Source organism: Kitasatospora sp. MAP12-44 (genome assembly GCF_029892095.1).
Taxonomy (GTDB): domain Bacteria; phylum Actinomycetota; class Actinomycetes; order Streptomycetales; family Streptomycetaceae; genus Kitasatospora.
In genome coordinates this window covers 3,366,630-3,390,343 of the sequence record NZ_JARZAE010000004.1, presented here as the reverse complement: position 1 = coordinate 3,390,343, position 23,714 = coordinate 3,366,630, and the positions used below count along the sequence as shown (strand labels likewise).

Here is a 23,714-nt window from a genome sequence, read left to right as displayed (position 1 = left end):
CTCGACGGTGCAGCCGTCGAGCACCGGACCCGGAGGGGTAGGGGGGATGGAACTGTACGCGCGACTGGCCGAGTTGACGGCTGAGTGCGGGCGCCGTCAGTACGCGGACGACACCTGGTTGTACTTGCAGGACCCGAAGATGCCGCCGTGCGCCCACGGCTGGAAGCTGCACCTCTCCACTCGGCCGGACCGGCTCGCGCAGCTGATGGAGCGGGTCGTGCCGGTGCTGCTGCGGTACACCTGTGACGTCAAGTTCGCCGTCGACGCCGAGGTGCTGCGCACGCTGAACGCCGGACGGCAGAACCCCGCCGCCGTCGGCAAGGCGGCCACCGTGTACCCACGGGCCGCGGATGTCGCGGGCCTCGGTGCGGAGTTGGCGCAGGCGCTGGTCGGGTGGGCCGGGCCGCGGGTGGTCAGCGATCGCCAGGTGCGGCCCGACGCGCCGGTCTACTACCGCTACGGGCCCTTTCGCGCGGGAGACGCCGAGCACACCATGGCCGGCCCGGACGGCAGTTCGTTCCCCGGTCTCGCCGAGGCGGCCTACCGGCAACCGCCCTGGGCGCGGGACCCCTTCCCCGCCGCCGGCACCAGCGCCTCGGCCGTCACCACCCGCGTCGGGGACGGCCGTTACCGGATCACCGCGGGCATCGCCCGCGCGGCCCACGGTCACGTCTACCGGGCCGTCGAGGTCACCACCGGCCGGCCGGTGGTGGTCAAGCAGGCGCGGGCCCACGTCGCCGAGGACCACGACGGCGTCGACGCGCGCGGCCGGTTGCGCCGGGAGCGTCAGGTGCTGACGAGGCTGGCCGGGGTCGACGGCGTCCCCGAGGCGGTCGACTACTTCCGACACGGCGAGGACGAGTACCTGGTCAGCACCGACTGCGGCCCGCGCGACCTGCGCCGCGACGTGCTGGCGTCCGGCCCCTACTGCGACGACAGCACCGAGGACGAGCACCGCAGTTGGCGCCTGCTGGCGCAGGGGCTGCTGCGGATCCTGGACGACGTGCACGCGCGCGGTGTGGTGCTGTGCGACCTCAAACCCGACAACGTGGTGATCGACCCGTCCGGGGGCTGCCGGCTGGTCGACTTCGGCGTCAGCGCCCTCGACGGGCGTCGCCCCGGCGGAGCGACCCCGGGCTACGGCCTGCCGCCGTCGCTCGCCGACCCCCGTACCGCTCAACCCGCCGACGACTACTACGCCTTGGGCGCCACCCTGTCCTACGCGAGCACCGGCCTCGACCCGGTGGTGATGGACCCGGACCCCGTGACCAACCGCGCCCGCACCCTCGCCTGCCTCGCCGGCGTGCTCCCCGACCCGCTCCGGCATCCGGCCCGGACGCTGATCGCCGGGCTGCTCAGCCTCGACGCCGCCGAGCGCACGGCTGCCGCCGAACGCCTGCGCAGCGGGCGGGACCCCGTCGCCCGCGCCCGCCGTGCGCTGCCGTCGCCGCCCCTGATCAGCAGCGATCTGCTCGACGACGTCATCGGCCACACCCTCGCGTTCTGCGTGCGCGCGGCGCGGGAGCAGGTCGCCGCGGGGGTGACGGACAGGGCGCCCCGGGAGTCGCTCTCCCTCTACCAAGGCAGCGCCGGCCTCGGCCTGGAGCTGCTGCGGCACCCCGACGACCCGGACGCCCGCGCCGCCGTCGCCGAGCTGGCCCGCTGGACCGCCGCCCATCCCGCCCGTCCCCTGCTGCCGCCCGCGCTCTACGAGGGCCGGACGGGCGTCGACCTGTTCCTCGCGGAGGCGGCCGAGACGCTCGGCACCGAGCCCCCGGACGCCGCCGTCGGCCCGGACGGCGTCGGCTCGGTCGACGGCTGGTTCCCCGCCGGCCTGCTGGACGATCAGATCGCGGGCGCGGCAGGCATCGGCACCGGGCACCTGCTGCTGGCCGAGCGGGCGCGCGCGGCAGGTCGGGAGCCCGAGGCGGCGTACCACCGCGCCGTGGCCGCACAGTGCGCCCGCGGCCTGCTCGAAGGGCGCTACGGCCGCGGCGTCATCAGCACGACTGCCCGGCCCGGCGCGGCGGCGGTCCTCGACGGGGCCGCCCACGGCCGCGCCGGAGTCGCCCACTTCCTGCTGGCGCACCACCACGCGACCGGCGACCCGGCCTCCGGCGCCGCCGCCGAACAGGCCGTCGCGGCGCTGGCCGCGGCCATGCCCGGCATCCTGGCCGCAGCCGCCCGCCCCGGCGCCACCCGGCGCTACGGCTCCTGGTGCCGCGGACTGGCCGGCATCGGCCCGGTCCTGCTCCGGGCAGGCGTCGGGAACGGGGACGAGCGCCTGGTGCGGCTGTCCGCCGACGCGGCGCGCGCCTGCCGGGCGCTGGCCCCCAGGATGAGCCAGGTGGTCCAGTGCTGCGGCCTTTCCGGGGTGGGAGAACTCCTCCTCGACGTGGGAGCGGTGACCGGGGACGTGGAGTTCCGGCAGGGCGCCGAGGAGGTCGCCGCGCTGATCCTGACCCGCAGCGGCGGCCCGCCGCGCCGACCGGTCCTGCCCGACACCTCGCTCAGCGCGGCGTCCGGGCAGTGGGCCGGGGGAAGCGCCGGGGTGCTGTCGTTCCTGCGCCGGCTGCGGCAGGGCGGCCCCCGGCTGGGACCGGCCTGAGTCGGTGCTCGGGGGCGGTCGTGGTGTCGCGGTGCTGCTTGGCCAGGTCGGCCACCACGGCGGCTGCCTGCTGGTCGGCCGGCAGGGGCGGCAGGGTCACGCGGCCGCGGGCGGCCTGCTCTTCGAGAGCCCGGGCCAGGGCGTCCGGGGTGCGGGGCCAGGGGGCAAGGCCGGCGCGGGCCAGGACGCCGGCGTTGGCGCGGCCGTGGCCGGACAGGACCTCGTAGCTGACCGCCGGCAGTCCGGCGACCAGGGCCTCGGTCAGCGAGAGGCCGCCGGCGTTGTGCACCAGGACGTCGGCGGCGGCCATCAGGCGCGGCACGTCGTTGCGCCAGCCGAGGGCCACCACGCCGCTCAGCGCCGCGATCCGCCGCCGCAGGCTCTCGTTGCGGCCGCAGAGCACCACCGGGACGGTGCGGTCCACGGCACGCAGTGCGCGGACGCCGGACATCACGTCGCCGAGCCCCATCGACCCCGCGGTCAGCAGCACCATCCGGTGGCCGAGCGGCACGCCGAGTTCGGTGCGCACCGCCTGCCGGTCGGCCGCGTCGACCGGTTCGGCGAAGGCGGCGGGAGCCAGCGGACCGGCGGGCCGCATCGGCACGCCGTACCGCTTGCTGCCCTCGGCGGCGGTGGCCGGGGTGACGGTGAGGTGCACATCGACGGCGGGGTGCACCCAGAGGCGGTGCGGCGCCGGGTCGGTGAGGTAGCAGACGGCGGGCGCCTTGAGCGTGCCGTCCGCCCTCAGCATGCCCAGGCTCTGCGCCGCGAACGGGAAGGTGGTCACCACCACGTCGTAGTCCTGGCCGTCCGGGCCCAGCCAGCCCGCCAGCTCGCGGGCGGCCTGTCGGCAGAGCCGCAGGGTGAGGCTGCGCACCAGTGACTCGCGCTCCTCGCAGCGGAACAGCCAGTCGAACACCTCGGGCGTCCGGCCGGCGCTGAACGTGTAGCCGTCCTGGAGCAGGCGCTGGTAGCGGCGCGGCAGCGCGTCGAGGTAGTCGCGGTAGGTGGCGTCGATGCCGCGCGCCTCCAGCCGCCGCACCAGTTCCCTGGCGGCGCCGTTGTGGCCCGCTCCGACGCTTCCGGTGATCACGAGCGCGCGCAGCGGCCGGGTCGGTCGGTCGACGTGCGAGGGCGATGCGCAGCCGCCTTCGGCGGCGACCAGGGATGCGCGGTGGAGGAGTCGCATGTTCTTCCGCTCGGCGAGGAGCGCCTCGGCCGCCGTGCGGCGGGGCGCTGTGAGCTGGTGGGGGAGCAGGCGGGAGGGGGCCACGCCCGGTGAACTGCCGTTATTCCCTCCGGCATTGGCTGAACCGTAGGGCACCCCTGAGGCGCCGCCGAGCTCGCCCGTGTGAGCAGCGAGCGGCCACTGGGTGAACTTCGCTGCGCGCGGCGGGCGACCGTGCTGGGCCACGCTGCGTTGTCAGTGCCGTACGGCAGGGTGGTTGTCGCAGGGCGGGGTGTCCGAAGCCGACCCCTGTGCCTGTCAGCTGCGCCGTTGCTCTCCTTGATTTCACCGCCCCGCCCGCGGCACGGCTGTGCCCGGTGGCCGACCCAGGAGCCGTCCTATGACCACCACCACTCCCGAGGTCCTGCGGCAGCACGCCGAGGACGCCTTCGCCGCCGAGTTGGCGGCGCTGGCCGCGCAGGACGAGCGGCCGCGGCCCGAGCGCTGGCGGCTCTCGCCGTGGGCCGTCGCCACCTATCTGCTCGGGGGTGAACTGCCGGACGGCACCGTGATCACGCCCAAGTACGTCGGTCCGCGCCGGATCGTCGAGGTCGCGGTGACCACGCTGGCCACCGACCGGGCGCTGCTGCTGCTCGGGGTGCCCGGGACGGCGAAGACCTGGGTGTCCGAGCACCTGGCCGCCGCGATCAGCGGGGACTCGACGCTGCTGGTCCAGGGCACGGCCGGCACGCCGGAGGAGGCCGTGCGCTACGGCTGGAACTACGCCCAGCTGCTGGCCCACGGCCCCAGCCGGGACGCCCTGGTGCCGTCGCCGGTGATGCGCGCGATGGCGGACGGGAAGATCGCCCGGGTCGAGGAGTTGACCCGGATCCCCGCCGACGTCCAGGACAGTCTGATCACCATCCTGTCCGAGAAGACGCTCCCCATACCGGAGTTGGGCGGCGAGACGCAGGCCGTCCGGGGTTTCAACCTGATCGCCACCGCCAACGACCGCGACCGCGGCGTCAACGAGCTCTCCAGCGCGCTGCGCCGCCGGTTCAACACGGTGGTGCTGCCGCTGCCGGCCAGCCTGGACGAGGAGGTCGACATCGTCACCCGCAGGGTGGAGCAGCTCGGCCGCTCGCTCGAGCTGCCCGAGCTGCCCGGCGGCGCGGCGGAGATCCGCCGAGTGGTGACCGTCTTCCGCGAGCTGCGCGACGGCATCACGGCGGACGGCCGGACCAAGGTCAAGTCGCCGACCGGCACGCTCTCCACCGCCGAGGCGATCTCGGTGGTCACCAACGGCCTGGCGCTCGCCGCGCACTTCGGCGACGGCGTGCTGCGGGCCGGCGACGTGGCGACCGGCATCCTCGGCGCCGTCGTCCGCGACCCGGTGGCCGACCAGGTGATCTGGCGCGAGTACGTCGAGGGCGTGGTCCGCGAGCGGGACGGCTGGAAGGACTTCTACCGGGCCGCGCGTGAACTCTCCCGCTGACAGCGGACGGCTGACAGCGGCACCGGACAGGCCCTAGCAGGGGAGGGGACCCATGACTGACGATGTGACACTGCTCGGCATCCGCCACCACGGACCGGGCTCGGCCCGCGCGGTGGCCGCCGCGTTGGAGCAGCTGCGGCCGGACGCGGTGCTGATCGAGGGGCCGGCCGAGGCCGATCCGATCATCGCCCTGGCGGCGGACCCGGAGATGGTGCCGCCCGTCGCGCTGCTCGCCCACGCGGTGGACGATCCGGCCCGGTCCGGGTTCTGGCCGTTCGCCTCCTTCTCCCCGGAGTGGGTGGCGATCCGGTACGGGCTGGCGCACGAGCTGCCCGTCCGGTTCATCGACCTGCCGGCGGCGTACGGCTTCGCCCTGGCGGCCGAAGGGGCGGCCGAGCACGAGGGAGAACCCGACACCCTGCGCCTGGACCCGATCGCGGTCCTCGCCGAAGCCGCCGGCCAGGACGACGCCGAGCGCTGGTGGGAGGACGTCGTCGAGCACCGCACGCCCGGCGCCGACGCGCTGGCGCCGTTCGAGGCGCTGGCCGAGGCCATGACGGCGCTGCGCGAGCCGCCGCCCGACACCCCGCCGCCCGGAGCACCGTCGCTCACCGCCTCGCCGCTCACCTCCCGCCGCGACGACCTGCGCGAGGCGTACATGCGCCAGCAGATCCGCGCCGCCCGCCGCGCCGGCCACCGCCGGATCGCCGTGGTCTGCGGCGCCTGGCACGTCCCGGCGCTGAGCGCGATGCCCACCGTCGCCGCCGACCGCGCGCTGCTCGCCACCCTGCCGAAGAAGCCGAAGACCGAGATCACCTGGGTGCCCTGGACGCACCGCAGGCTCGCCCAGCACACGGGTTACGGCGCCGGCATCGAGTCGCCCGGCTGGTACCACCACCTGTTCTCCACCCGAGGCGACACGCTGGCCCGCTGGCTGACCCGGGCCGCCGAGCTGCTGCGCGCCGAGGACCACCCGGTCTCCTCCGCACATGTGATCGAGGCGGTCCGGCTCGCCGAGACGCTGGCCGCGATGCGCGGGCGGCCCATCGCCGGGCTGACCGAGACGCTGGACGCCGTCCGGTCCGTCATGTGCGACGGCTCCGACGTCGCGCTCGCGCTGGTCCGCGAGCAGCTGGTGGTCGGCGAGGCACTCGGCGAGGTGCCGCCGGCCACCCCGACCGTCCCGCTGCAGCGCGACCTGACCCGGCTGCAGCGCAGCCTGCGGCTCAAGCCGGACACCGAGCCGCGCGAGCTGGTGCTCGACCTGCGCAAGGAGCTGGACGCCGCGCGCTCGGTGCTGCTGCACCGGCTGCGGCTGCTCGGCATCGCGTGGGGCACCGAGACCCGGTCCGCCGTCAACTCCACGGGGACGTTCCGGGAGAGCTGGCAGCTGAGCTGGGACCCGGAGTACGCCGTTCGGGTGGTGGTGGCCGCGCAGTGGGGGACGACGGTGGAGCAGGCCGCCACCGGCAAGGTGGCCGAGCTCGCGGCGAAGGCCGCCGAGCTCGCCGACCTCACCCGCTTGGCGGAACAGTGCCTGGTGGCCCGGCTGCCGGCCGCGCTGCCCGCCGTGATGCAGGCGCTCGCCGACCGCGCGGCGCTCGACACCGACGCCGGGCAGCTCGCCGAGGCGCTGCCCGCCCTGGTCCGGGCGCTGCGCTACGGCGATGTCCGGGGCACCGACAGCAGCGCGCTGGACGGCGTGGCGCGCGGGCTCGCGGAGCGGATCTGCGTCGGCCTGCCGCCCGCCTGCACCGGGCTCGACGCGGCGGGCGCGGCCGACATGCGCACCAGGCTGGACGCCGTGCACGCCGCCGTCGGCCTGCTGGAGCAGGGCGGCCCACCGGGGGAGCCGGTGGCCGACACACCGGCCGACACACCGGCCGACACACCGGCCGACATGCTGTCCGACACACCGGCCGACACGCTCGCCGACCGCTGGGCCGCCGCGCTGCGCTCGCTGGCCCGCCGCGAGCCCTCGGCCGGGCCGGCCACCGGCGTCCCCGGCCTGCTGCGCGGCCGCGCCGTCCGGCTGCTGCTGGACGACGCCCGGCTCGACTCGGCCGAGGCCGGCCGCCGGATGCGCCTGGTGCTCTCCACCGCCAGCGCCCCGGCGGACGCGGCCGGCTGGATCGAGGGCTTCCTCTCCGGCGGTGGCGCCCTGCTGCTGCACGACCCGCAGCTGCTCGAACTGCTGGACGACTGGCTGACCGGCGTGCCGGGCGACACCTTCACCAATGTCCTGCCGCTGCTGCGCCGGACGTTCTCGGCGCTGGAGCCGGGGGTGCGCCGGACCGTCGGCTCCCGGGTGGCCGCCGGGCCGCTCGGTGCCGCCGGGTCCGCCCGGTCCGCCGCCGCAGACCCGGTCCGGGAGGAGACGCTGGACGCCGTCCGCGCCGACGCGGCGCTGCCGACGGTGGCCCTGCTGCTCGGCCTGCGCACCCTTGCCCCCGATGCCGCAGCCCCTCGGATCCCGCACCAGTCCGACCGAAGGAGCAACCGATGAGCACGGCGACCACCCCTGAGGCCGACGAGCGGCTGCGCCGCTGGCGGCTGGTCCTGGGCGGCGAGGCCGACGGCACCGGCTGCCGGCTGACCGGCCGGGACGCGGGCATGGACCGCGCACTGACCGCGCTCTACCGCGGCACCCCCGAACCCGCGCCGCAGACCGGCCGCGCCGCCTCCCGCAGCGCGGGACTCGGCGGCTCGGCCCCGCAGGTGGCCCGCTGGCTGGGCGACATCCGCGAGTACTTCCCCACCTCGGTGGTCCAGTTGATGCAGCAGGACGCGATCTCCCGGCTCGGCCTGGACCGGCTGCTGCTGGAGCCCGAGATGCTGGCGGCGGTCGAGCCGGACGTCCACCTGGTCGGCACCCTGCTCTCGCTCAAGCACGCGCTGCCCGAGACCACCCGCGAGTCGGCCCGGCTGGTGGTGGGCAAGGTGGTGGCCGAGCTGGAGCGCCGGCTCGCCGACCGGACCAGGGCCACGCTCGGCGGCGCGTTGGACCGCAGCGCCCGGGTGAACCGCCCGCGCCACCGCGACATCGACTGGGACCGCACGATCCGGGCCAACCTCAAGAACTACCTGCCCGAGGAGCGCACGATCGTCCCCGAGCGCCTGGTCGGCTACGCGCGCGCCCAGCGCGCGGTGAAGAAGGACGTCATCCTCTGCATCGACCAGTCCGGCTCGATGGCGCCCTCCGTCGTCCACTCAGCGGTGTTCGGCGCGGTGCTCGCCTCGATGCGCAGCCTGGACACCCGGTTGGTGGTGTTCGACACCTCCGTGGTCGATCTGACGGAGCAGCTGGCCGATCCGGTCGACGTCCTCTTCGCCACCCAGCTCGGCGGCGGCACCGACATCAACCGCGCGCTCGCCTACTGCCAGTCGAAGATCACCCGTCCGGCGGAAACCGTCGTCGTCCTGATCAGTGATCTCTACGAGGGCGGGATCCGGCACGAGATGCTGCGCCGGGTGGCCGCGATGAAGGCGGCCGGCGTCCAGTTCATCGCCCTGCTCGCGCTCTCCGACGAGGGCGCCCCGGCCTACGACCACGAGCACGCCGCCGCGCTGGCCGCGCTCGGCGCCCCGGCCTTCGCCTGCACGCCGGACGCCTTCCCCGACATCATGGCCGCCGCCATCGAGAAGCGTCCGCTGCCGATTCCGGACGGCAGGTGAACGCAGGGGGTGAGCGCAGGGCGCGCGAGTCGTCCCCGCACGCCCGTTGTGACGGTTCTCACCAAAGCGGAGCCGGTCCTCGGCGAAACACCCCCCGCCGACGGGGATAACCTGCCAGACGGACGTGACGCGCGTGTTGATTGACGTGTGCGCCCGTGGCTGTGTGGGCCGCAAGGCCACAAACTCTGCGTACCCGCACCGCCCCGACGACCCGCAGCGAAGATCCTGCCGTGGCACGCTCGTAGAGACACAATCCGCGACCACGAACAAGGACGAACACACGTGGACCTGTTCGAGTACCAGGCGAGGGACCTCTTCGAAAAGCACGGCGTACCCGTGCTCGCCGGCGAGGTCATCGAGACCCCCGAGGCCGCCCGCGAGATCGCGACCCGCTTCGGTGGGCGTGCTGTCGTCAAGGCCCAGGTGAAGGTCGGTGGGCGAGGCAAGGCCGGTGGCGTGAAGCTCGCCTCTGACCCCGAGGACGCCGTCGCCAAGTCCGCCGCCATCCTCGGCATGGACATCAAGGGCCACACCGTTCACAAGGTGATGCTGGCCGCCACCGCGGACATCAAGGACGAGTACTACGTCTCGTTCCTGCTGGACCGCACCAACCGCACCTTCCTGGCGATGGCCAGCGTCGAGGGCGGCGTGGAGATCGAGGTCGTCGCCGAGGAGAACCCCGACGCGCTCGCCAAGATCCCGGTCGACGCCAACGAGGGCTGCACCCCCGAGAAGGCCCGCGAGATCGTCGCCGCGGCCAAGTTCCCGGCCGAGGTCGCCGACCAGGTCGCCGACGTGCTGGTCAGCCTGTGGAAGGTCTTCATCGCCGAGGACGCGCTCCTCGTCGAGGTCAACCCGCTGATCAAGTCCGGCGACGGCAAGATCATCGCGCTCGACGGCAAGGTCTCGCTGGACGAGAACGCCGAGTTCCGTCAGCCGGGCCACGAGGCGCTCGAGGACAAGGCCGCGGCCAACCCCCTCGAGGCGGCCGCCAAGGCCAAGGGCCTGAACTACGTCAAGCTCGACGGCGAGGTCGGCATCATCGGCAACGGCGCGGGTCTCGTGATGAGCACCCTCGACGTGGTCGCGTACGCCGGTGAGGCGCACGGCAACGTGAAGCCCGCCAACTTCCTCGACATCGGCGGCGGCGCGTCCGCCGAGGTGATGGCGAACGGCCTGGAGATCATCCTGGGCGACCCCGACGTCAAGTCGGTCTTCGTCAACGTCTTCGGTGGCATCACCGCCTGTGACGCGGTCGCCAACGGCATCGTCCAGGCGCTCGCGCTGCTGGAGAGCAAGGGCGAGGCCGTCACCAAGCCGCTCGTCGTCCGCCTGGACGGCAACAACGCCGAGCTGGGTCGCAAGATCCTGACCGACGCCAAGCACCCGCTCGTTGAGCAGGTGGACACCATGGACGGTGCCGCTGAGCGCGCCGCCGAGCTGGCGAACGCCAAGTAAGGAAGAGGGACTACTAGCATGGCTATCTTCCTTACCAAGGACAGCAAGGTCATCGTCCAGGGCATGACCGGCTCCGAGGGCATGAAGCACACCCGCCGCATGCTCGCCTCCGGCACCCAGATCGTCGGCGGCGTGAACCCGCGCAAGGCCGGCACCACGGTCGACGTCGACGGCACCGAGGTCCCGGTCTTCGGCTCCGTCGCCGAGGCCATCGAGAAGACCGGCGCCGACGTCACGGTGATCTTCGTTCCGCCGAAGTTCACCAAGGACGCCGTCGTCGAGGCGATCGACGCCGAGATCGGCCTCGCGGTCGTCATCACCGAGGGTGTCCCGGTCCACGACTCGGCCGCCTTCTGGGCGTACGCCGGTGCCAAGGGCAGCAAGACCCAGATCATCGGCCCGAACTGCCCCGGCCTGATCTCCCCCGGACAGTCCAACGCGGGCATCATCCCGGCGGACATCACCACCGCGGGCCCGATCGGTCTGGTGTCGAAGTCCGGCACCCTGACCTACCAGCTCATGTACGAGCTGCGTGACCTCGGCTTCTCCTCGGCCGTGGGCATCGGCGGCGACCCGGTCATCGGCACCACGCACATCGACGCCCTCGCGGCGTTCGAGGCGGACCCGGAGACCAAGGTCATCGTGATGATCGGCGAGATCGGCGGCGACGCCGAGGAGCGTGCGGCGGCCTACATCGCCAAGCACGTCACCAAGCCGGTCGTCGGCTACGTCGCGGGCTTCACCGCCCCCGAGGGCAAGACCATGGGCCACGCCGGCGCCATCGTCTCGGGCTCCTCGGGCACCGCGGCCGCCAAGAAGGAGGCCCTGGAGGCCGCGGGCGTCAAGGTCGGCAAGACGCCGTCCGAGACCGCTCGCCTGGCCCGTGAGCTGGCGGACTCGCTCGGTCTCTGACCGGGTCTGACCGCTTCCTGAACAACGCCTCGCCCCGGACCGGGTCTCCCGGTCCGGGGCGAGGCGTTTTCGGTCGCCTGTTCTACCGCGGCGGCCAGGCGGGGGACGGTGCGGTGCGGGCGGAGCCGGGGCAGGGGCGGGGGACGCCGAGCGGGCAGTCGGACGGTCCGGCGGCGTGCGGGGGCCGCACGGCGGTGAGGAGCAGCGGCTGCCGCGGGCGCCCGGCGGCGTCCGGGATGGTGGCGGTGGAGGGCTGCTGGATGGGGGCGTCGGCGGGCGACTGGTCCTGCGTCACACCGGGCGAGTCGCTGTCGGCGGGGCTCGGCGACGCGCCGGCGGCCGGCGTTGCGGCGCTTGCGGCGGTTGCGGCAGCCGTCGGTGACGGCTGGTCGGCGGGCAGGGCGGGACCGGCCACCAGGACCGCCGGCTGACCGGGCACCGGACCGCACCACGCGCTGCGGAGGCCGGCCGCGTCGAGGTGGCCGGGCGCGGCCGGACCGGCGCTGCCGGTCTCGGCGGTGGTGCAGACCGGCAGCGGCTGCGGCCGGGCGGCGAAGAACGTCGACGGCCCGTGCCCGGCCAGCAAGCCGCCGAGAGCCGCCCCGGTGGCCAGCACCAGCAGCCCGAAGGCCGTCGGCGCCGCCGCGGCGCGCAGCCGTCCGGCGGTCCTGACCACGGCGGGCGACGGCTGCCGCGGCGGCGGGCAACCGCGCACGGCCGCCGCGTAGAGCAGCCCGCCGAGCCGCTGCCCGAAGCCGTCGGCGGCCGGGTCGGCGCCGACCAGCCGTGGGACGGCGGCGGCGAGGGCGGCCCGGGCGGCGCGCACCCGGTCCTCGACGCCCGCCGCGCTGGTGTGCACCTCGGCGGCCACCGCGGCGGGCGGCAGGCCCAGCGCGTCGTGCAGCACCAGGTCGCGCCGCCGGGGGCGGGAGAGCCGCAGCAGCGCCTTGAGCAGCGCCCGGTCACGATCCGTCAGGCCGTCGGCCGGCGCGCTCGCGGGCTCCTCGGCGACCTTGATCCGCCGTCGTGGCAGCTGCCGGGCGCGCGTGCGGAGCGGGCCGACGCGGTGCCAGGGGGAGAGGGCCGCGTCGAACGCGCGGGCCCGGATCCAGGCCTCCGGGTCGGGCTCGGCGCAGACCGCGGGCCAGCGGTTCCAGGCGGAGCCGAAGGCCAGCCGGACGGCGTGTGCGGCGCTGTGGCGACCGGCGGTGAGCAGGTAGGTCTGCTGGACGAGGTCGTCGTGGCAGCGGGCGTAGAGCGCCTCGAAGCCGGCCCGGGTCGGTTCGGGCGCGGGGTCTGCGGGAGTGGGATCTTCGAGCGCGGGGTCTGCGGGCAGCGGCTCGGCCGGCGTGGGGTCGGTCGGCGTCGGGGCGGCGAGTGCGGCGGCCTCCGCGCGGGTGCGCACTCCGAGCTTGCGCATCGCCCGGTGCAGGTGGGTGCGCGCGGTGCTCGGGGCGATGCCCAGCGCCTCGGCGATCGCCCGGGTGTCGAGGCCCGCCACCAGGTGGGCCAGCGCCTGCGCCTCGCGCGGTGAGAGCAGCCGCAGTAGCTGCTGCTGCGATGACTCCGGCTCAGCGGTCTCGGAGGTGGTCATCGCGCGCGGCTCGCTCGAAAGTGACACATAACCAGATAATCCGGGACACGGCGAGCGCACGCTTCCTCACAGGGCAGGACGGGTGACGTTGGCACCATGGGGGGCTATGACGCACCACCTGATGGACCGTCCGCTCCAGCGCGGCGTCGACTCGCTCGCCTCCGGGCCCGTAGTCGCGGGATTCACGGCGGCGCTGGTCGGGCTCGCGACGACCGCCGCGCCCGTACTCGTCCTGTGGGTCCTGTCGCCCTATCCGCAGGACACCGCCGGCGACGCGGGCAAACTGGTCGGCGGTGTCTGGCTGCTGGCCCACGGCGGACCGCTGGTCAGAGGCGCCGGCGCGGCCCCGCTCTCGCTGACGCCGCTGCTCGCCACGCTGCTCACCGTCCTGCTGGTCTACCGGGCCGCGGAACGCACGGTCCGGCGGGCGGGCGGGCGCGCGGGGGGCGTGCCGGCCGCGCTCTGCGCCGGTTATCTGGCAGTGGCGCTGCCGGTGGCCCTGGAGTGCTCGACGGCCGCCGGGTTGCGCGCCCGCGTGCTGCCGGACCTGCTGGCGGTGGCCGCGCTGGTCTACGGCACGGCCACCGTCGGAGCCGGGACCGGGGCCGTCCCGGTCCCGCGCTGGTGGCCGGCGCGCGCGGCGCGGCTGCGGGCGTGGACGGAGCGCTGGACCGGCCCGCTGCCCGAGAGCGCCGAGCTCGCCGCGGCCGTCCGCCGAGCCGCGACGGGCGGGCTGCTGACGCTGCTGGCCGGCAGCGCGCTGCTCTTCGCGGTACTGGTCCTGCTCGGGACGGACCGCACCGACCCGGTGGTGCGCGCGCTCACCGGCGGCGGCGCCTCGGCCTCGGTCGGCCTGCTGTTGAGCTGCCTGCTGCTGGTGCCCAACGCGGTGCTCTGGTGCGCCTCGTACGCGCTGGGCTCGGGGTTCCTGCTGGGGGCCGGGACGATGGTGGCACCCGATCGGGTGACGCTGGGGGCGGTGCCGGAGTTCCCGCTCTTCGCCCTGGTGCCGAGCACGGCGTCGCTCTGGCAGTACGCGGTGTTCGCGCTGCCGGTGCTGGCGGGGTCGGTCTGCGCCGGGCTGCTCGGGCGGACGGCGGCGGCCGGGGGCCGTCCGCTGGCCGACCGGGTGGCGGGGCCGGACGACCTGTCGGAGGAGCTGTTGGAGGAGGAGGACGAGCGGGCGCCCTGGTGCTGTGCGGCCACCACGCTCGCCGGCGTCGGGGCCGCGCTGGCGGTCGGGACGGCGGTCGCGCCGGCGGCCTGGCTGGCGGGCGGCGCGGTCGGCGCGGGCCGGATGGCGGTGCTCGGGCCGTCGCCCTGGTGGGCGGGGTTGCTGGCGGCCGGGTGGTTCGCCGCGCTCACGGTGCCGGGAGCGCTCGGAGTGCGCTGGTGGCTGCTGCGCCCGGCCGGGAGTGCCGGGATCACCCGGAGCACCGGGAGCGGTAGGTGGTCCGGCTGGGTGGCCGGTGGCCGCCGCGCCCTGGACGCCGCCGTCGCCCTGGTCCGCCCTCGATCAGATGAGAGCGATGTCGAGGGCGACGGCGAGGGCGGCTGAGCTGTGCCGGCGTCAGTTCTGCGGGTCGGTCTCGCTGGCCAGCCAGTGCGGGGCCAGGGTGGAGCAGCTCTGCGTGGCGGTGTTGGTCAGCGCGTCGTTCAGGCAGGTGAAGTAGGGGCGGTAGGCCAGGCTGAGCCCGAACGAGCCGAGCACCAGCGCGACCGCGACGCCGCCGGTGATCAGCCCGCCCAGCGCGGCCGGCGCCTGCGGGCGGCTGCGCTGCCCGTACACGGGCTGCTGCGCGGCGGCGCCGGACGGGGTGCCGGTGGACGGGGTCGCTGCGCCCGTGAGGTCGGCGACGGTGGCGGCGGAGCCGGCCGGGGTCGGCGCCGGGTCCTTTCCGGCCGCCCGCAGCGCGCTGATACCCCAGTACAGCGCGAGCGCGCCGAGCAGCAGCGCCACGTCCGGGATGCCGTACACGCCGCTGAAGAGCGCGGCCATGCCGCTGAGCAGGGCGAATCGCGAGCGGCGGTGCACCGGGTCGTTGGGGTCGAACCGCGGCTGCTGCGGGGCCTGCGGGCGCTCGGGCCAGCCGGGGCCGCCGTTGCCCTGCCAGTTCGGGCTCCACGGGTGCGGCGGGGAGACGGGCGGGAGTCCTGGCTGTCCGTCCGGGCCGCCGCCGGTGGCGTCCGAGCCCTGGTCGGTGCCGTCCTGGCCGCCGCCGACAGGACGCCCGGCTGCTCCCGCCTTCGGCTGCGGGATGCGCGGGCGCCACGGCTGGTCCGGGGCGTCCTCCGGCGGCGGCGCGAAGGGGTTGCGCTCGTCGCTGTTCTTGCCGCTGCTCATGGGCGTCGGGATCCTCATCGTCGTCGGGCGTCGGCAGGGCCGGGGTGGAGCTGCGGCGGGGTCGGGCCGACCTCGCCGGCGTGCGGGTGGGCGCCCCGCGCGCGGTGCACCGCCCCCCATGATCCCGCAGCCCGTTGCGAGGCGGCGGGCGGCCTGCCGTTCGATGCGAAACCGCGTCCCGTCGGGCCGACCGAGCGGCGGAGGAGATCCCGCTCTCATCTACGCGCGTCACGCGTAATCCCAGGTAGGAACGCTGTTCAACCAGCCGTTATCGTGGTGACGGTCAGCAGCTCCCCCAGGTTCCCCGGGGCCCGCAGCGCAGCGGGGTGTCCCGGCGTACCCGTCCGACCGCTCGACCTGCCGCCCGTCCGTAGTGGCCCCACCGCCGGTGGATGTACCAGCGGGCAGGCACCCCGACATACGGAGACTCGCGCAGTGGCCGCCGCTTCCACGCTCGCCTTCCCGCCTCCCGTTGCCCGGCCGGCCCGCTTGGTGGTCCTGGTCTCCGGCTCGGGCACCAACCTGCAGGCGCTGATCGACGCCGTGGCCGACCCCGCGTACGGCGCCGAGATCGTCGCGGTCGGGGCCGACCGGGACGGTATCGCCGGCCTGGAGCGGGCCGAGCACGCGGGCATCCCGACCTTTGTCCACCGGATCAAGGACTTCCCCGGCCGCGCCGACTGGGACGCCGCGCTGACCGCCTCCGTCCAGGAGTACCGCCCCGACCTGGTGGTCACCGCCGGATTCATGAAGATCCTCGGCGACGACTTCATCGCCGCGTACACCGGACGCATCGTCAACACCCACCCCGCCCTGCTGCCTTCCTTCCCCGGCGCCCACGGCGTCACCGACGCGCTCGCGTACGGGGTCAAGGTCACCGGCTGCACCGTCCACCTGGTGGACGGCGGAGTGGACACCGGCCCGATCATCGCGCAGGGCGTCGTGGAGATCACCGACGCCGACTACGCAGATGGCGGCGAAGCGCTGCACGAGCGCATCAAGACTGTCGAGCGCACCCTGCTCGTCGACGTCGTGGGCCGCCTGGCCCGCGAAGGTCACCGCATTGAAGACCGAAAGGTATGGACACCGGCATGAGCGCCGCCCCCAGCACCACGCCTCCCGTCTCCGAGAACGTCCGCCCGATCCGCCGTGCGCTGGTCAGCGTCTACGACAAGACCGGTCTGGAGACCTTGGCCCAGGGTCTGCACGCCGCCGGGGTGGAACTGGTCTCGACCGGTTCCACCGCCGCCCGGATCGCCGCCGCCGGCGTCCCGGTGACCGAGGTCTCCGAGCTCACCGGGTTCCCGGAGTGCCTGGACGGGCGCGTGAAGACGCTGCACCCCCGCGTGCACGCCGGTGTGCTCGCCGACCTGCGCCTCGACTCGCACCGCGCGCAGCTGGCCGAGCTGGGCATCGAGCCGTTCGACCTGGTCGTGGTGAACCTCTACCCATTCGCGGCCACCGTCGCCTCGGGCGCCACCCCGGACGAGTGCGTGGAGCAGATCGACATCGGCGGTCCGTCGATGGTCCGCGCCGCCGCCAAGAACCACCCCTCGGTCGCCGTCGTGGTCGACCCGGCCCGCTACACCGACGTGCTGGCGGCGGTGAAGTCCGGCGGCTTCGACCTGCTGACCCGCAAGCGGCTGGCCGGCGCGGCCTTCGCGCACACCGCCGCGTACGACGTCGCGGTGGCGTCCTGGTTCGAGTCCTCGGGCTACACCGAGTCCGAGGAGGCGTTCCCGCAGTTCCTCGGCGCCACCTGGGAGCGCTCGAACGTCCTGCGCTACGGCGAGAACCCGCACCAGAGCGCGGCGCTCTACGTGGACGGCACCGGCGGGCTGGCGGGCGCCGAGCAGCTGCACGGCAAGGAGATGTCGTACAACAACTACGTCGACACCGACGCCGCTCGCCGCGCCGCCTACGACCACGACGGCCCGGCCGTGGCGATCATCAAGCACGCCAACCCGTGCGGCATCGCGACGGCCGCTGACGTCGTCGAGGCGCACCGCAAGGCGCACGAGTGCGACCCGGTCTCGGCCTACGGCGGCGTGATCGCGGTCAACCGCCCGGTGACGGTCGCGCTGGCCGAGCAGATCGCGCCGATCTTCACCGAGGTCGTCGTCGCCCCGGCGTTTGAGGACGGCGCCGTCGAGGTGCTGGCCCGCAAGAAGAACCTCCGCGTGCTGCGCGCCCCCGAGGCGCCCTGCGAGCGCCGCGAGGCCCGCCGGATCAGCGGCGGCCTGCTGTTCCAGGAGACCGACCGGATCCACGCGGCCGGCGACGACGCGTCCACCTGGACGCTGGCCACCGGTGAGGCCCTGTCGGAGACCGAGCTCGCCGACCTGGTCTTCGCCTGGCGCGCCTGCCGTGCCGTCAAGTCCAACGCGATCCTGCTCGCCAAGGACGGTGCCTCGGTCGGCGTCGGCATGGGCCAGGTCAACCGCGTCGACTCCGCGAAGCTCGCGGTCGAGCGGGCCGGCGAGCGCGCGGCGGGGTCGTTCGCGGCCTCGGACGCGTTCTTCCCGTTCGCGGACGGCTTGCAGATCCTGATCGACGGCGGCGTCAAGGCCGTGGTCCAGCCGGGCGGTTCGATCCGCGACGAGGAGGTCATCGCAGCTGCGGCGGCGGCCGGCGTGACGATGTACTTCACGGGGACGCGGCACTTCTTCCACTGAGGTAGCGCGAACAACTGACGGGCCGTGGGCATCGCCCACGGCCCGTCAGGGCTTTTCAGCCGACGAAGTGGTCGAACTCGCCTGCCTTGGCGCCTAGGAGGAACTTGGCGAACTTGGTGGGGGTGGTCCGGATGATCACGTCACCGGTGTCGGACTCGCGCATCTCCACCATGCCGTCCCCAGTTGCGCGAACCTCGACGCAGGCGTTACTCGATCCGCTGAACGAAGACTTCTGCCAGTAGTTCTCAGACATTGTTGCCTTTCAAATCTCTTCTATCATCCCGAGAATGAACTTCCGTGAATCCTGTGGAGCCAGGGCGACGTTTTCGGTGGTACTGAAGATCGCGCGATAGGCCAGAAGCTCAGCTTCGGCATCGATGAAGATCGGCGCGTGGTGGACGTCGATCTGTACGGTGTCCAAGCCCGGAACTTGGCCGGATGCCAGCATCATCGTCTCGCCGCTTCCCGGAAAAGTGTCAACGGCGAAGGGGATGACTCGGATGGTCACGCCGGGAATTTCAGAGTCCTCCAGCAGTGACGCGAGCTGGTTCCGTAGTCCTGACCGACCGCCGAAGCGCATGCGCAAGGCGGCTTCGTGGATGAACGCCTCATAAGGCTTGCCGGCGGCCTCGGTCAGAAGATCCCTGCGCTGTGCGCGGAAGGCTGTTCTTGCGTCGCTTTCGTGCTTCGGGAGAGCGGGGACGAGTCGGGTGAAGACCGCGGATGAGTACTCTGCCGATTGAAGCAGTCCGGGAATATAGCTCGTTACCGCCGTGCGGATGCTCGTGGAGAAGTACTCCATCTCGGCAACCTCGATGATGCCGGTCGGGATGATCCCGCGGTACTCCTCCCACCAGCCCTTGGTGCGATCCTGGACTATCTCGACCAGGGCGTCGATGAGGGGCTGATTCAGGCAGCGGCAGGCGGCGGCAAGGCTTCTGAGGCGATCGGCGCTCACGCCGATCCGGCCGCTCTCCATCTGGCTGACCTGGGTGGCCTCGATTCCCAGATGCTTCGCCAGAGCATGGCCGGTCATTCCGGCGTGCTCGCGCATCTTGCGCAGCTCGGCGCCGAGTCGACGCTGACGCAGGGTTGGCATGCTACGTGGCGGCATGACGCTCTTCCTTCGGGTGAGTAGCCACCAGTGTGCCGTGGCCCGCGTCGAAGGGTCCACCTGGTCGAGCACACCGGCAAGGCCGGACCCCCGATCGAGGGAACTTCGGCCAACCAGGTATACAGCTGTATACGTTGGCGCTACGGTCAGTCTCACATCGCTAGCCGACGGACCGTCAGTAACTGTCCCCCGACGACCGAAGAGCACCTGCACGCCCACACCCGGGCCTTGCGTCACGCTCACGGTGCCGGGCCCGAGGCGAGCACCCCCCTACCCTGCGGAGCACCCATGTGCGTCCTCAAGCCCCCTGGGCAGATCCCCAGTTGGGACCTTCACCGCGAACTCCTTGGCAACACCCTGACCGCTGCCGGGTGGCAGCGCGACGACCGGCGTGACGCCGAGACCGTCCTCTATGAGCTCCTCGCCAACGCCTACCGCCACGGCGAGGGCACGCCCACCGTCGTCCTCGTCCTCCTCACTGCCCGTGCCCTGCGGCTCATCGTCGCCGACGAGTCGCCCCGCGAGCCCATCGCCCAACCCGCCAGCGCCGAAGCCGAGTTCGGGCGAGGCCTGCTGATGGTCACCGGACTGGCCGACGCCTGGGGTGTCGAGCGCCGTACGTACGGCAAGGCCGTCTGGGCCCACCTGAGCAAGGGGGCAGCGGCATGAGCGGCGACGATGGGTGGGAGCCCAACCAGCCCGGCGACGCCGAGACCCGCGCGCTGAGCGTGGAGCAACTGCGCGGCCTGCTCGACCAGTTGCACGCCGTCGGCAAGCCCCTCGGCGTCATCTTCCCCAGCGCGGACTGCGGCGGGCGGACGATCGACGGAGGCCGGCTGGTCTCCTTCGGTGGCGGCCCCGCCTCGACCGTCGTCAACCTGCTCCACCTGCTGCGCGAGCACGTGCGCCGGGCCGACGAGTAGGGCGGGCCGAACCAGTGCGGTGCCGCGCCTCGGTGGGGTGCGGCGCCCTTTAACTGTCCCTGCGTGGCTTGCTACTTCGTGCGGATGACGACCGAGCCGACGATCTTGTCGGCGAAAGTCTGACCCTTGGCGTCCCAGAGCGGCCACAGGAAGCCGATGAGGCAGCAGAGCGCGTCGAGTATGTGCAGGAACCGGCGCCGGACCGCCTGACCCCAGCCGAGCAGCTGGCCGTCCGCCTCCCGCAGAACCTGGATCCCCATCACCTTCTTGCCCGGCGACTGGCCGGTGGTGCCCTCCATTCTGCCCAGCACCACGGTCGCCACGATGCCCACCAGGTTGGAGAGCTTCGCCGCCGGGGTCAGCATCAGCAGTGCCGCGGGGATGGTGCAGATCAGCCAGTCGAGCAGGTAGCCGGCGGCGCGGCGGCCCCAACTCGCCAGCACCGGAGGGCTCGTCGGACCGGACTGACCGTTGTAGCCGGAGTGGTAGTCGTACGCAGGGTCGAGGTTGGGCTGGTAGCCGGAGGATGTGGTGGCGGAGTCGTACGGGTTGCTCAAGGAATCCGTCTCTCGGGAAGCGGGTGGGCCAAGCGAACGGCTCGGCTCCCGTCGCGGGAGCCGAGCCGTCAGACGCAGCGGTGGTGGTACTACTGCGCGCGGATCACCAGGCTGCTGACGATCTTGTCGGCGAAGGTCTGGCCCTTGGAGTCCCAGAGCGGCCAGAGGTAGCCGATGTAGCAGACCGCGCCGTCCACGAAGTGCGCCAGGCGGCGGACGAAGGCCATGCCGAAGCCGAGCGGCTTGCCGTCGGCCTCGCGGACCAGGCGCAGGCCGAGGGCCTTCTTGCCGATGGTCTGCCCGGTGCTGCCCTCACGGGCGGTCTGCCAGAGGGCGAGGCCCAGCGTCAGCAGGAAGGTGATGCCGATGACCGCGAGGCCGCCCGAGCTGGCGCCGGCCGTGGTGTTGGAGCAGTCGGTCAGGCCGGTGGTGGGGTCGGTCTGGCAGTTGTTCTTGACCGCGCTGACGAGCATGACGCCGCCGATGATGTAGCCGATGATCAGCGGCAGGCCGATGATCAGGCCGTCGAGCAGGAACGCACCCACGCGCGCACCCCAGCTGGCGAGCACCGGCGGGGCCGGGGCGTAGCCGCCGTACGGGCCCTGCGGCGGCATGCCCTGCGGCGGAATGCCGTAGCCGGCCGGCGGCTGCTGCGGGTAGCCGTAGCCCGCCTGCGGCGGCTGGCCGTACGGGTTCTGCTGCGGCGGGACGCCGTAGGGCGCCTGCTGCGGCTGGCCGTAAGGGTTGTTGGGGTTGTTGGGGTCGGGCGGGTAGGACACGGATTGCCTCCGGGCAGCTGGGACTCAAGGGTCGTGCGGGACATGGGGACAGCGGGTGAGAGTAGCCGAGAGCGGTGACGGTCAGACGCCAAGCCGGTTGAGCTGCCAGATCCAGGCGCTGACGGCGGCTCCGGCGATCAACGCCGTACGCGTGCGCGGGGTCTGCCGCCACCACCAGGCGCCGCCCCCGAGCGGGGCGGTCAGCAGCGCGACCACGGCGACCGCGGTGACCGGGTTGGCCGTCAGGGCGGCGAGCCAGTGGCCGTGCCCGGCCTCGATGAAGACCGTGGTGCTGCCGCAGGCGGGACACGGGATCCCGGTCAGCCGGCGCAGCGGGCAGATCACCCCGGGGTCGTGCGCGTCGTGCAGCGCGCCCACCGCGAGCGCGGCCGCTGCCGCCAGCGCGCAGCGCAGCGCCGTACGGGCCAGCCGACCGGTCGGTGAGGGCGCGGCGGACGCGACCCGGACCGGGGCGATCACGGCATGGGTTGCTGCTGGTGGCCGGCCTGTTGGTACGGACTGCTCATTGGTGCTCTTCCCCCGGCGTCGGACATGTGCTTGGCCTATCGTCAACTCTCGTGCGGCGAGCTGTCCAGCCGCCGGTGCGCCGCTGAACGCAACTGTGGCGCAACCGCAACCGGACCCATACGTTCCGTTAGGCATGTTCCGTTAGGGTCGGGCCGTCCAGGCGGCGGAGTGTGCCGGAGCAGCCCCGCCGATCCGGGAGGATAGGGCCAACATCGTCATGGCGGCTGAGCGCCAGGCCGCTCGCTAGGTCGAGGGATTGCTCCATGAACGCGGTACGAGTGGGCCGGTCGCGCCGTCGGCCGGTCAAGACCACGGGCACGCTGCCGCCGGAGGGCTCCGGGCCGGCCATGGATCGCGGGCACACGCTGCCGATACGGCAGTGGCCGATAACGCTGGTGCTGGCCGTGGTCGGGATCGGCCTGGGCCTCACCGTGTACGCCGACTTCCGGTTCGGCCTGCTGGTGATCGGCGGCGGGCTGCTGATCGGCGCGATACTGCGGCTGCTGGTGCCGGAGGTCGGGCTGCTCGCGGTGCGCAGCCGCTTCACCGACGTGCTGGTGCTGCTCTTCCTGGGGCTGGTGATCATCCTGCTCGCCCTGGTCGCCCAGCCGGACCCGTGGCTTCAGGCCTCGGTGCTGGAGGACTTCGGCAAGTTCCTCGGCCGCCGCCACTGACCACCCGGCAGACCGCAGTGCCCCGGCGGCAGGCCGCTCCCCCGATCCCGCGCTCCTTGCGATAGCCTGACGCGGGGTCTCTCGATGTCGAGAGATCCTCCTCGGCTCCAGTGCGTCGGCCAGCCCTGCGTCGCTGCTGTGGAGCGTGGCACCTGGCGATCGCAGGAGTAGGAAAAATGACTCGCACCCCCGTCAACGTCACCGTCACCGGAGCGGCCGGCCAGATCGGCTATGCGCTGCTGTTCCGTATCGCCTCCGGCCACCTGCTCGGCGCGGACGTGCCGGTGAACCTCCGCCTGCTGGAGATCCCGCAGGGCCTCAAGGCCGCCGAGGGCGTCGCCATGGAGCTCGACGACTGCGCCTTCCCGCTGCTGCGCGGCATCACCATCACCGACAACGCCGCCACCGCCTTCGACGGTGCCAACGTGGGCCTGCTGGTCGGCGCCCGCCCGCGCACCGCCGGCATGGAGCGCGCCGACCTGCTGCAGGCCAACGGTGGCATCTTCGGCCCGCAGGGCAAGGCCATCAACGACAACGCCGCGGACGACATCAAGGTCCTGGTGGTCGGCAACCCGGCCAACACCAACGCCCTGATCGCCCAGCGCAACGCCCCCGACGTGCCGGCCGAGCGCTTCACCGCGATGACCCGCCTGGACCACAACCGCGCGGTCGCCCAGCTCGCCAAGAAGTCCGGCGCCGCTGTCGCCGACATCACCAAGGCGATCATCTGGGGCAACCACTCCGCCAGCCAGTACCCGGACCTCTTCCACGCGGAGATCGCCGGCAAGACCGCCTTCGAGGCGACCGGCAGCGACCTGGCCTGGGTCGAGAAGGACTTCATCCCGACCGTCGCCAAGCGCGGCGCGGCGATCATCGAGGCCCGCGGCCTGTCCTCGGCCGCCTCGGCCGCCAACGCCGCCATCGACCACGTCCACACCTGGGTCAACGGCACCCCGGCCGGCGACTGGACCTCGATGGGCATCGTCTCGGACGGCTCGTACGGCGTGGAGCCGGGCATCATCTCGTCCTTCCCGGTCACCACCAAGGACGGCAAGTTCGAGATCGTCCAGGGCCTGGAGATCTCCGACTTCTCGCGCGCCCGGATCGACGCCTCGGTCGCCGAGCTGGTCGAGGAGCGCAACGCGGTCCAGGAGCTCGGCCTGATCTGAGGCTGAGCCGAGCCCCTCGGCTCGGCCGGTAGGCACAGCGG

Annotated in this window: 21 protein-coding genes; 13 read left to right on the top strand and 8 right to left on the bottom strand. The window is 73.4% G+C overall.

Annotated elements, in window-relative coordinates:
* Positions 1 to 46: 46 nt before the first annotated feature.
* Positions 47 to 2,608 carry a class IV lanthionine synthetase LanL gene (lanL, locus tag P3T34_RS15730; protein WP_280666662.1) on the top strand — a complete coding sequence of 854 codons (2,562 nt, stop codon included), beginning with the start codon at positions 47 to 49 and terminating at the stop codon, positions 2,606 to 2,608.
* On the opposite strand, the gene P3T34_RS15725 is transcribed toward lanL, so the two are convergent.
* Complete coding sequence (locus P3T34_RS15725) at positions 2,511 to 3,881, bottom strand: glycosyltransferase (RefSeq protein WP_280666661.1); 1,371 nt, start codon at positions 3,879 to 3,881, stop codon at positions 2,511 to 2,513. The genes lanL and P3T34_RS15725 overlap by 98 nt on opposite strands.
* A 295-nt stretch (positions 3,882 to 4,176) precedes the next feature.
* On the opposite strand from P3T34_RS15725, the gene P3T34_RS15720 reads away from it, so the two are divergent.
* The 5 genes from P3T34_RS15720 to sucD all read left to right on the top strand — a co-directional run bounded on the left by P3T34_RS15720 (position 4,177) and on the right by sucD (position 11,316).
* Positions 4,177 to 5,271, top strand: coding sequence for an AAA family ATPase (locus P3T34_RS15720; protein WP_280666660.1), 1,095 nt, complete (start codon positions 4,177 to 4,179; stop codon positions 5,269 to 5,271).
* A gap of 52 nt (positions 5,272 to 5,323) precedes the next feature.
* Positions 5,324 to 7,777, top strand: a complete 2,454-nt coding sequence (locus P3T34_RS15715) for a DUF5682 family protein (RefSeq protein WP_280666659.1) — start codon at positions 5,324 to 5,326, stop codon at positions 7,775 to 7,777.
* Positions 7,774 to 8,946, top strand: a complete 1,173-nt coding sequence (locus P3T34_RS15710; protein WP_280666658.1) for a VWA domain-containing protein — start codon at positions 7,774 to 7,776, stop codon at positions 8,944 to 8,946. The genes P3T34_RS15715 and P3T34_RS15710 overlap by 4 nt, the downstream gene beginning before the upstream one ends.
* A gap of 282 nt (positions 8,947 to 9,228) precedes the next feature.
* Positions 9,229 to 10,404, top strand: coding sequence for an ADP-forming succinate--CoA ligase subunit beta (gene sucC / locus P3T34_RS15705; protein WP_280666657.1), 1,176 nt, complete (start codon positions 9,229 to 9,231; stop codon positions 10,402 to 10,404).
* 18 nt (positions 10,405 to 10,422) lie between these two features.
* Positions 10,423 to 11,316, top strand: coding sequence for a succinate--CoA ligase subunit alpha (gene sucD / locus P3T34_RS15700; protein WP_280666656.1), 894 nt, complete (start codon positions 10,423 to 10,425; stop codon positions 11,314 to 11,316).
* A gap of 82 nt (positions 11,317 to 11,398) precedes the next feature.
* Here the strand turns inward: sucD and P3T34_RS15695 are convergent, their stop codons facing one another.
* Entirely contained in the window at positions 11,399 to 12,910 is a 1,512-nt protein-coding gene (locus tag P3T34_RS15695) for a helix-turn-helix transcriptional regulator (protein WP_280666655.1), read from the bottom strand.
* A gap of 106 nt (positions 12,911 to 13,016) precedes the next feature.
* Between P3T34_RS15695 and P3T34_RS15690 the strand changes: the two genes are divergently transcribed.
* Positions 13,017 to 14,468: a DUF6350 family protein gene (locus tag P3T34_RS15690; protein WP_280666654.1), complete on the top strand. Its 1,452-nt coding sequence runs from the start codon at positions 13,017 to 13,019 to the stop codon at positions 14,466 to 14,468.
* Positions 14,469 to 14,480: 12 nt separating this feature from the next.
* Here the strand turns inward: P3T34_RS15690 and P3T34_RS15685 are convergent, their stop codons facing one another.
* The gene (locus tag P3T34_RS15685; protein ID WP_280666653.1) at positions 14,481 to 15,254 is read right to left on the bottom strand and encodes a hypothetical protein; all 774 of its coding nucleotides are present in this window, start codon (positions 15,252 to 15,254) and stop codon (positions 14,481 to 14,483) included.
* Positions 15,255 to 15,689: 435 nt separating this feature from the next.
* On the opposite strand from P3T34_RS15685, the gene purN reads away from it, so the two are divergent.
* Positions 15,690 to 16,349 (top strand): phosphoribosylglycinamide formyltransferase, encoded by a 660-nt coding sequence (gene purN, locus P3T34_RS15680; protein WP_280666652.1) that lies wholly within the window; start codon positions 15,690 to 15,692, stop codon positions 16,347 to 16,349.
* The gene (purH, locus tag P3T34_RS15675; RefSeq protein WP_280666651.1) at positions 16,346 to 17,929 is read left to right on the top strand and encodes a bifunctional phosphoribosylaminoimidazolecarboxamide formyltransferase/IMP cyclohydrolase; all 1,584 of its coding nucleotides are present in this window, start codon (positions 16,346 to 16,348) and stop codon (positions 17,927 to 17,929) included. The genes purN and purH overlap by 4 nt, the downstream gene beginning before the upstream one ends.
* A gap of 55 nt (positions 17,930 to 17,984) precedes the next feature.
* Here the strand turns inward: purH and P3T34_RS15670 are convergent, their stop codons facing one another.
* Together P3T34_RS15670 and P3T34_RS15665 are read right to left on the bottom strand one after the other, a co-directional pair.
* The gene (locus tag P3T34_RS15670; RefSeq protein ID WP_280666650.1) at positions 17,985 to 18,182 is read right to left on the bottom strand and encodes a DUF397 domain-containing protein; all 198 of its coding nucleotides are present in this window, start codon (positions 18,180 to 18,182) and stop codon (positions 17,985 to 17,987) included.
* A 9-nt stretch (positions 18,183 to 18,191) separates the two neighbouring features.
* A complete protein-coding gene (locus tag P3T34_RS15665; RefSeq protein WP_280666649.1) occupies positions 18,192 to 19,043 on the bottom strand; it encodes a helix-turn-helix transcriptional regulator in 852 nt (283 codons plus the stop codon).
* Positions 19,044 to 19,331: 288 nt separating this feature from the next.
* On the opposite strand from P3T34_RS15665, the gene P3T34_RS15660 reads away from it, so the two are divergent.
* Both P3T34_RS15660 and P3T34_RS15655 read left to right on the top strand, forming a co-directional pair.
* The gene (locus P3T34_RS15660) at positions 19,332 to 19,712 is read left to right on the top strand and encodes an ATP-binding protein (protein ID WP_280666648.1); all 381 of its coding nucleotides are present in this window, start codon (positions 19,332 to 19,334) and stop codon (positions 19,710 to 19,712) included.
* Positions 19,709 to 19,966, top strand: coding sequence for a hypothetical protein (locus P3T34_RS15655; protein ID WP_280666647.1), 258 nt, complete (start codon positions 19,709 to 19,711; stop codon positions 19,964 to 19,966). Before P3T34_RS15660 ends, P3T34_RS15655 begins: the two co-directional genes overlap by 4 nt.
* Positions 19,967 to 20,037: 71 nt before the next feature.
* Here P3T34_RS15655 and P3T34_RS15650 read toward each other — a convergent pair whose 3' ends face one another.
* From P3T34_RS15650 to P3T34_RS15640, 3 genes are all read right to left on the bottom strand, one after another.
* Positions 20,038 to 20,523 carry an RDD family protein gene (locus P3T34_RS15650; protein ID WP_280666646.1) on the bottom strand — a complete coding sequence of 162 codons (486 nt, stop codon included), beginning with the start codon at positions 20,521 to 20,523 and terminating at the stop codon, positions 20,038 to 20,040.
* An 89-nt stretch (positions 20,524 to 20,612) separates the two neighbouring features.
* Positions 20,613 to 21,302 carry an RDD family protein gene (locus P3T34_RS15645; RefSeq protein ID WP_280666645.1) on the bottom strand — a complete coding sequence of 230 codons (690 nt, stop codon included), beginning with the start codon at positions 21,300 to 21,302 and terminating at the stop codon, positions 20,613 to 20,615.
* Positions 21,303 to 21,383: 81 nt separating this feature from the next.
* Positions 21,384 to 21,782 (bottom strand): DUF2752 domain-containing protein, encoded by a 399-nt coding sequence (locus tag P3T34_RS15640; RefSeq protein ID WP_280666644.1) that lies wholly within the window; start codon positions 21,780 to 21,782, stop codon positions 21,384 to 21,386.
* A 311-nt stretch (positions 21,783 to 22,093) separates the two neighbouring features.
* On the opposite strand from P3T34_RS15640, the gene P3T34_RS15635 reads away from it, so the two are divergent.
* Positions 22,094 to 22,504 (top strand): DUF3017 domain-containing protein, encoded by a 411-nt coding sequence (locus P3T34_RS15635; protein WP_280666643.1) that lies wholly within the window; start codon positions 22,094 to 22,096, stop codon positions 22,502 to 22,504.
* Positions 22,505 to 22,680: 176 nt separating this feature from the next.
* Entirely contained in the window at positions 22,681 to 23,673 is a 993-nt protein-coding gene (locus tag P3T34_RS15630) for a malate dehydrogenase (RefSeq protein ID WP_280666642.1), read from the top strand.
* The last annotated feature ends 41 nt before the right edge of the window (positions 23,674 to 23,714 follow it).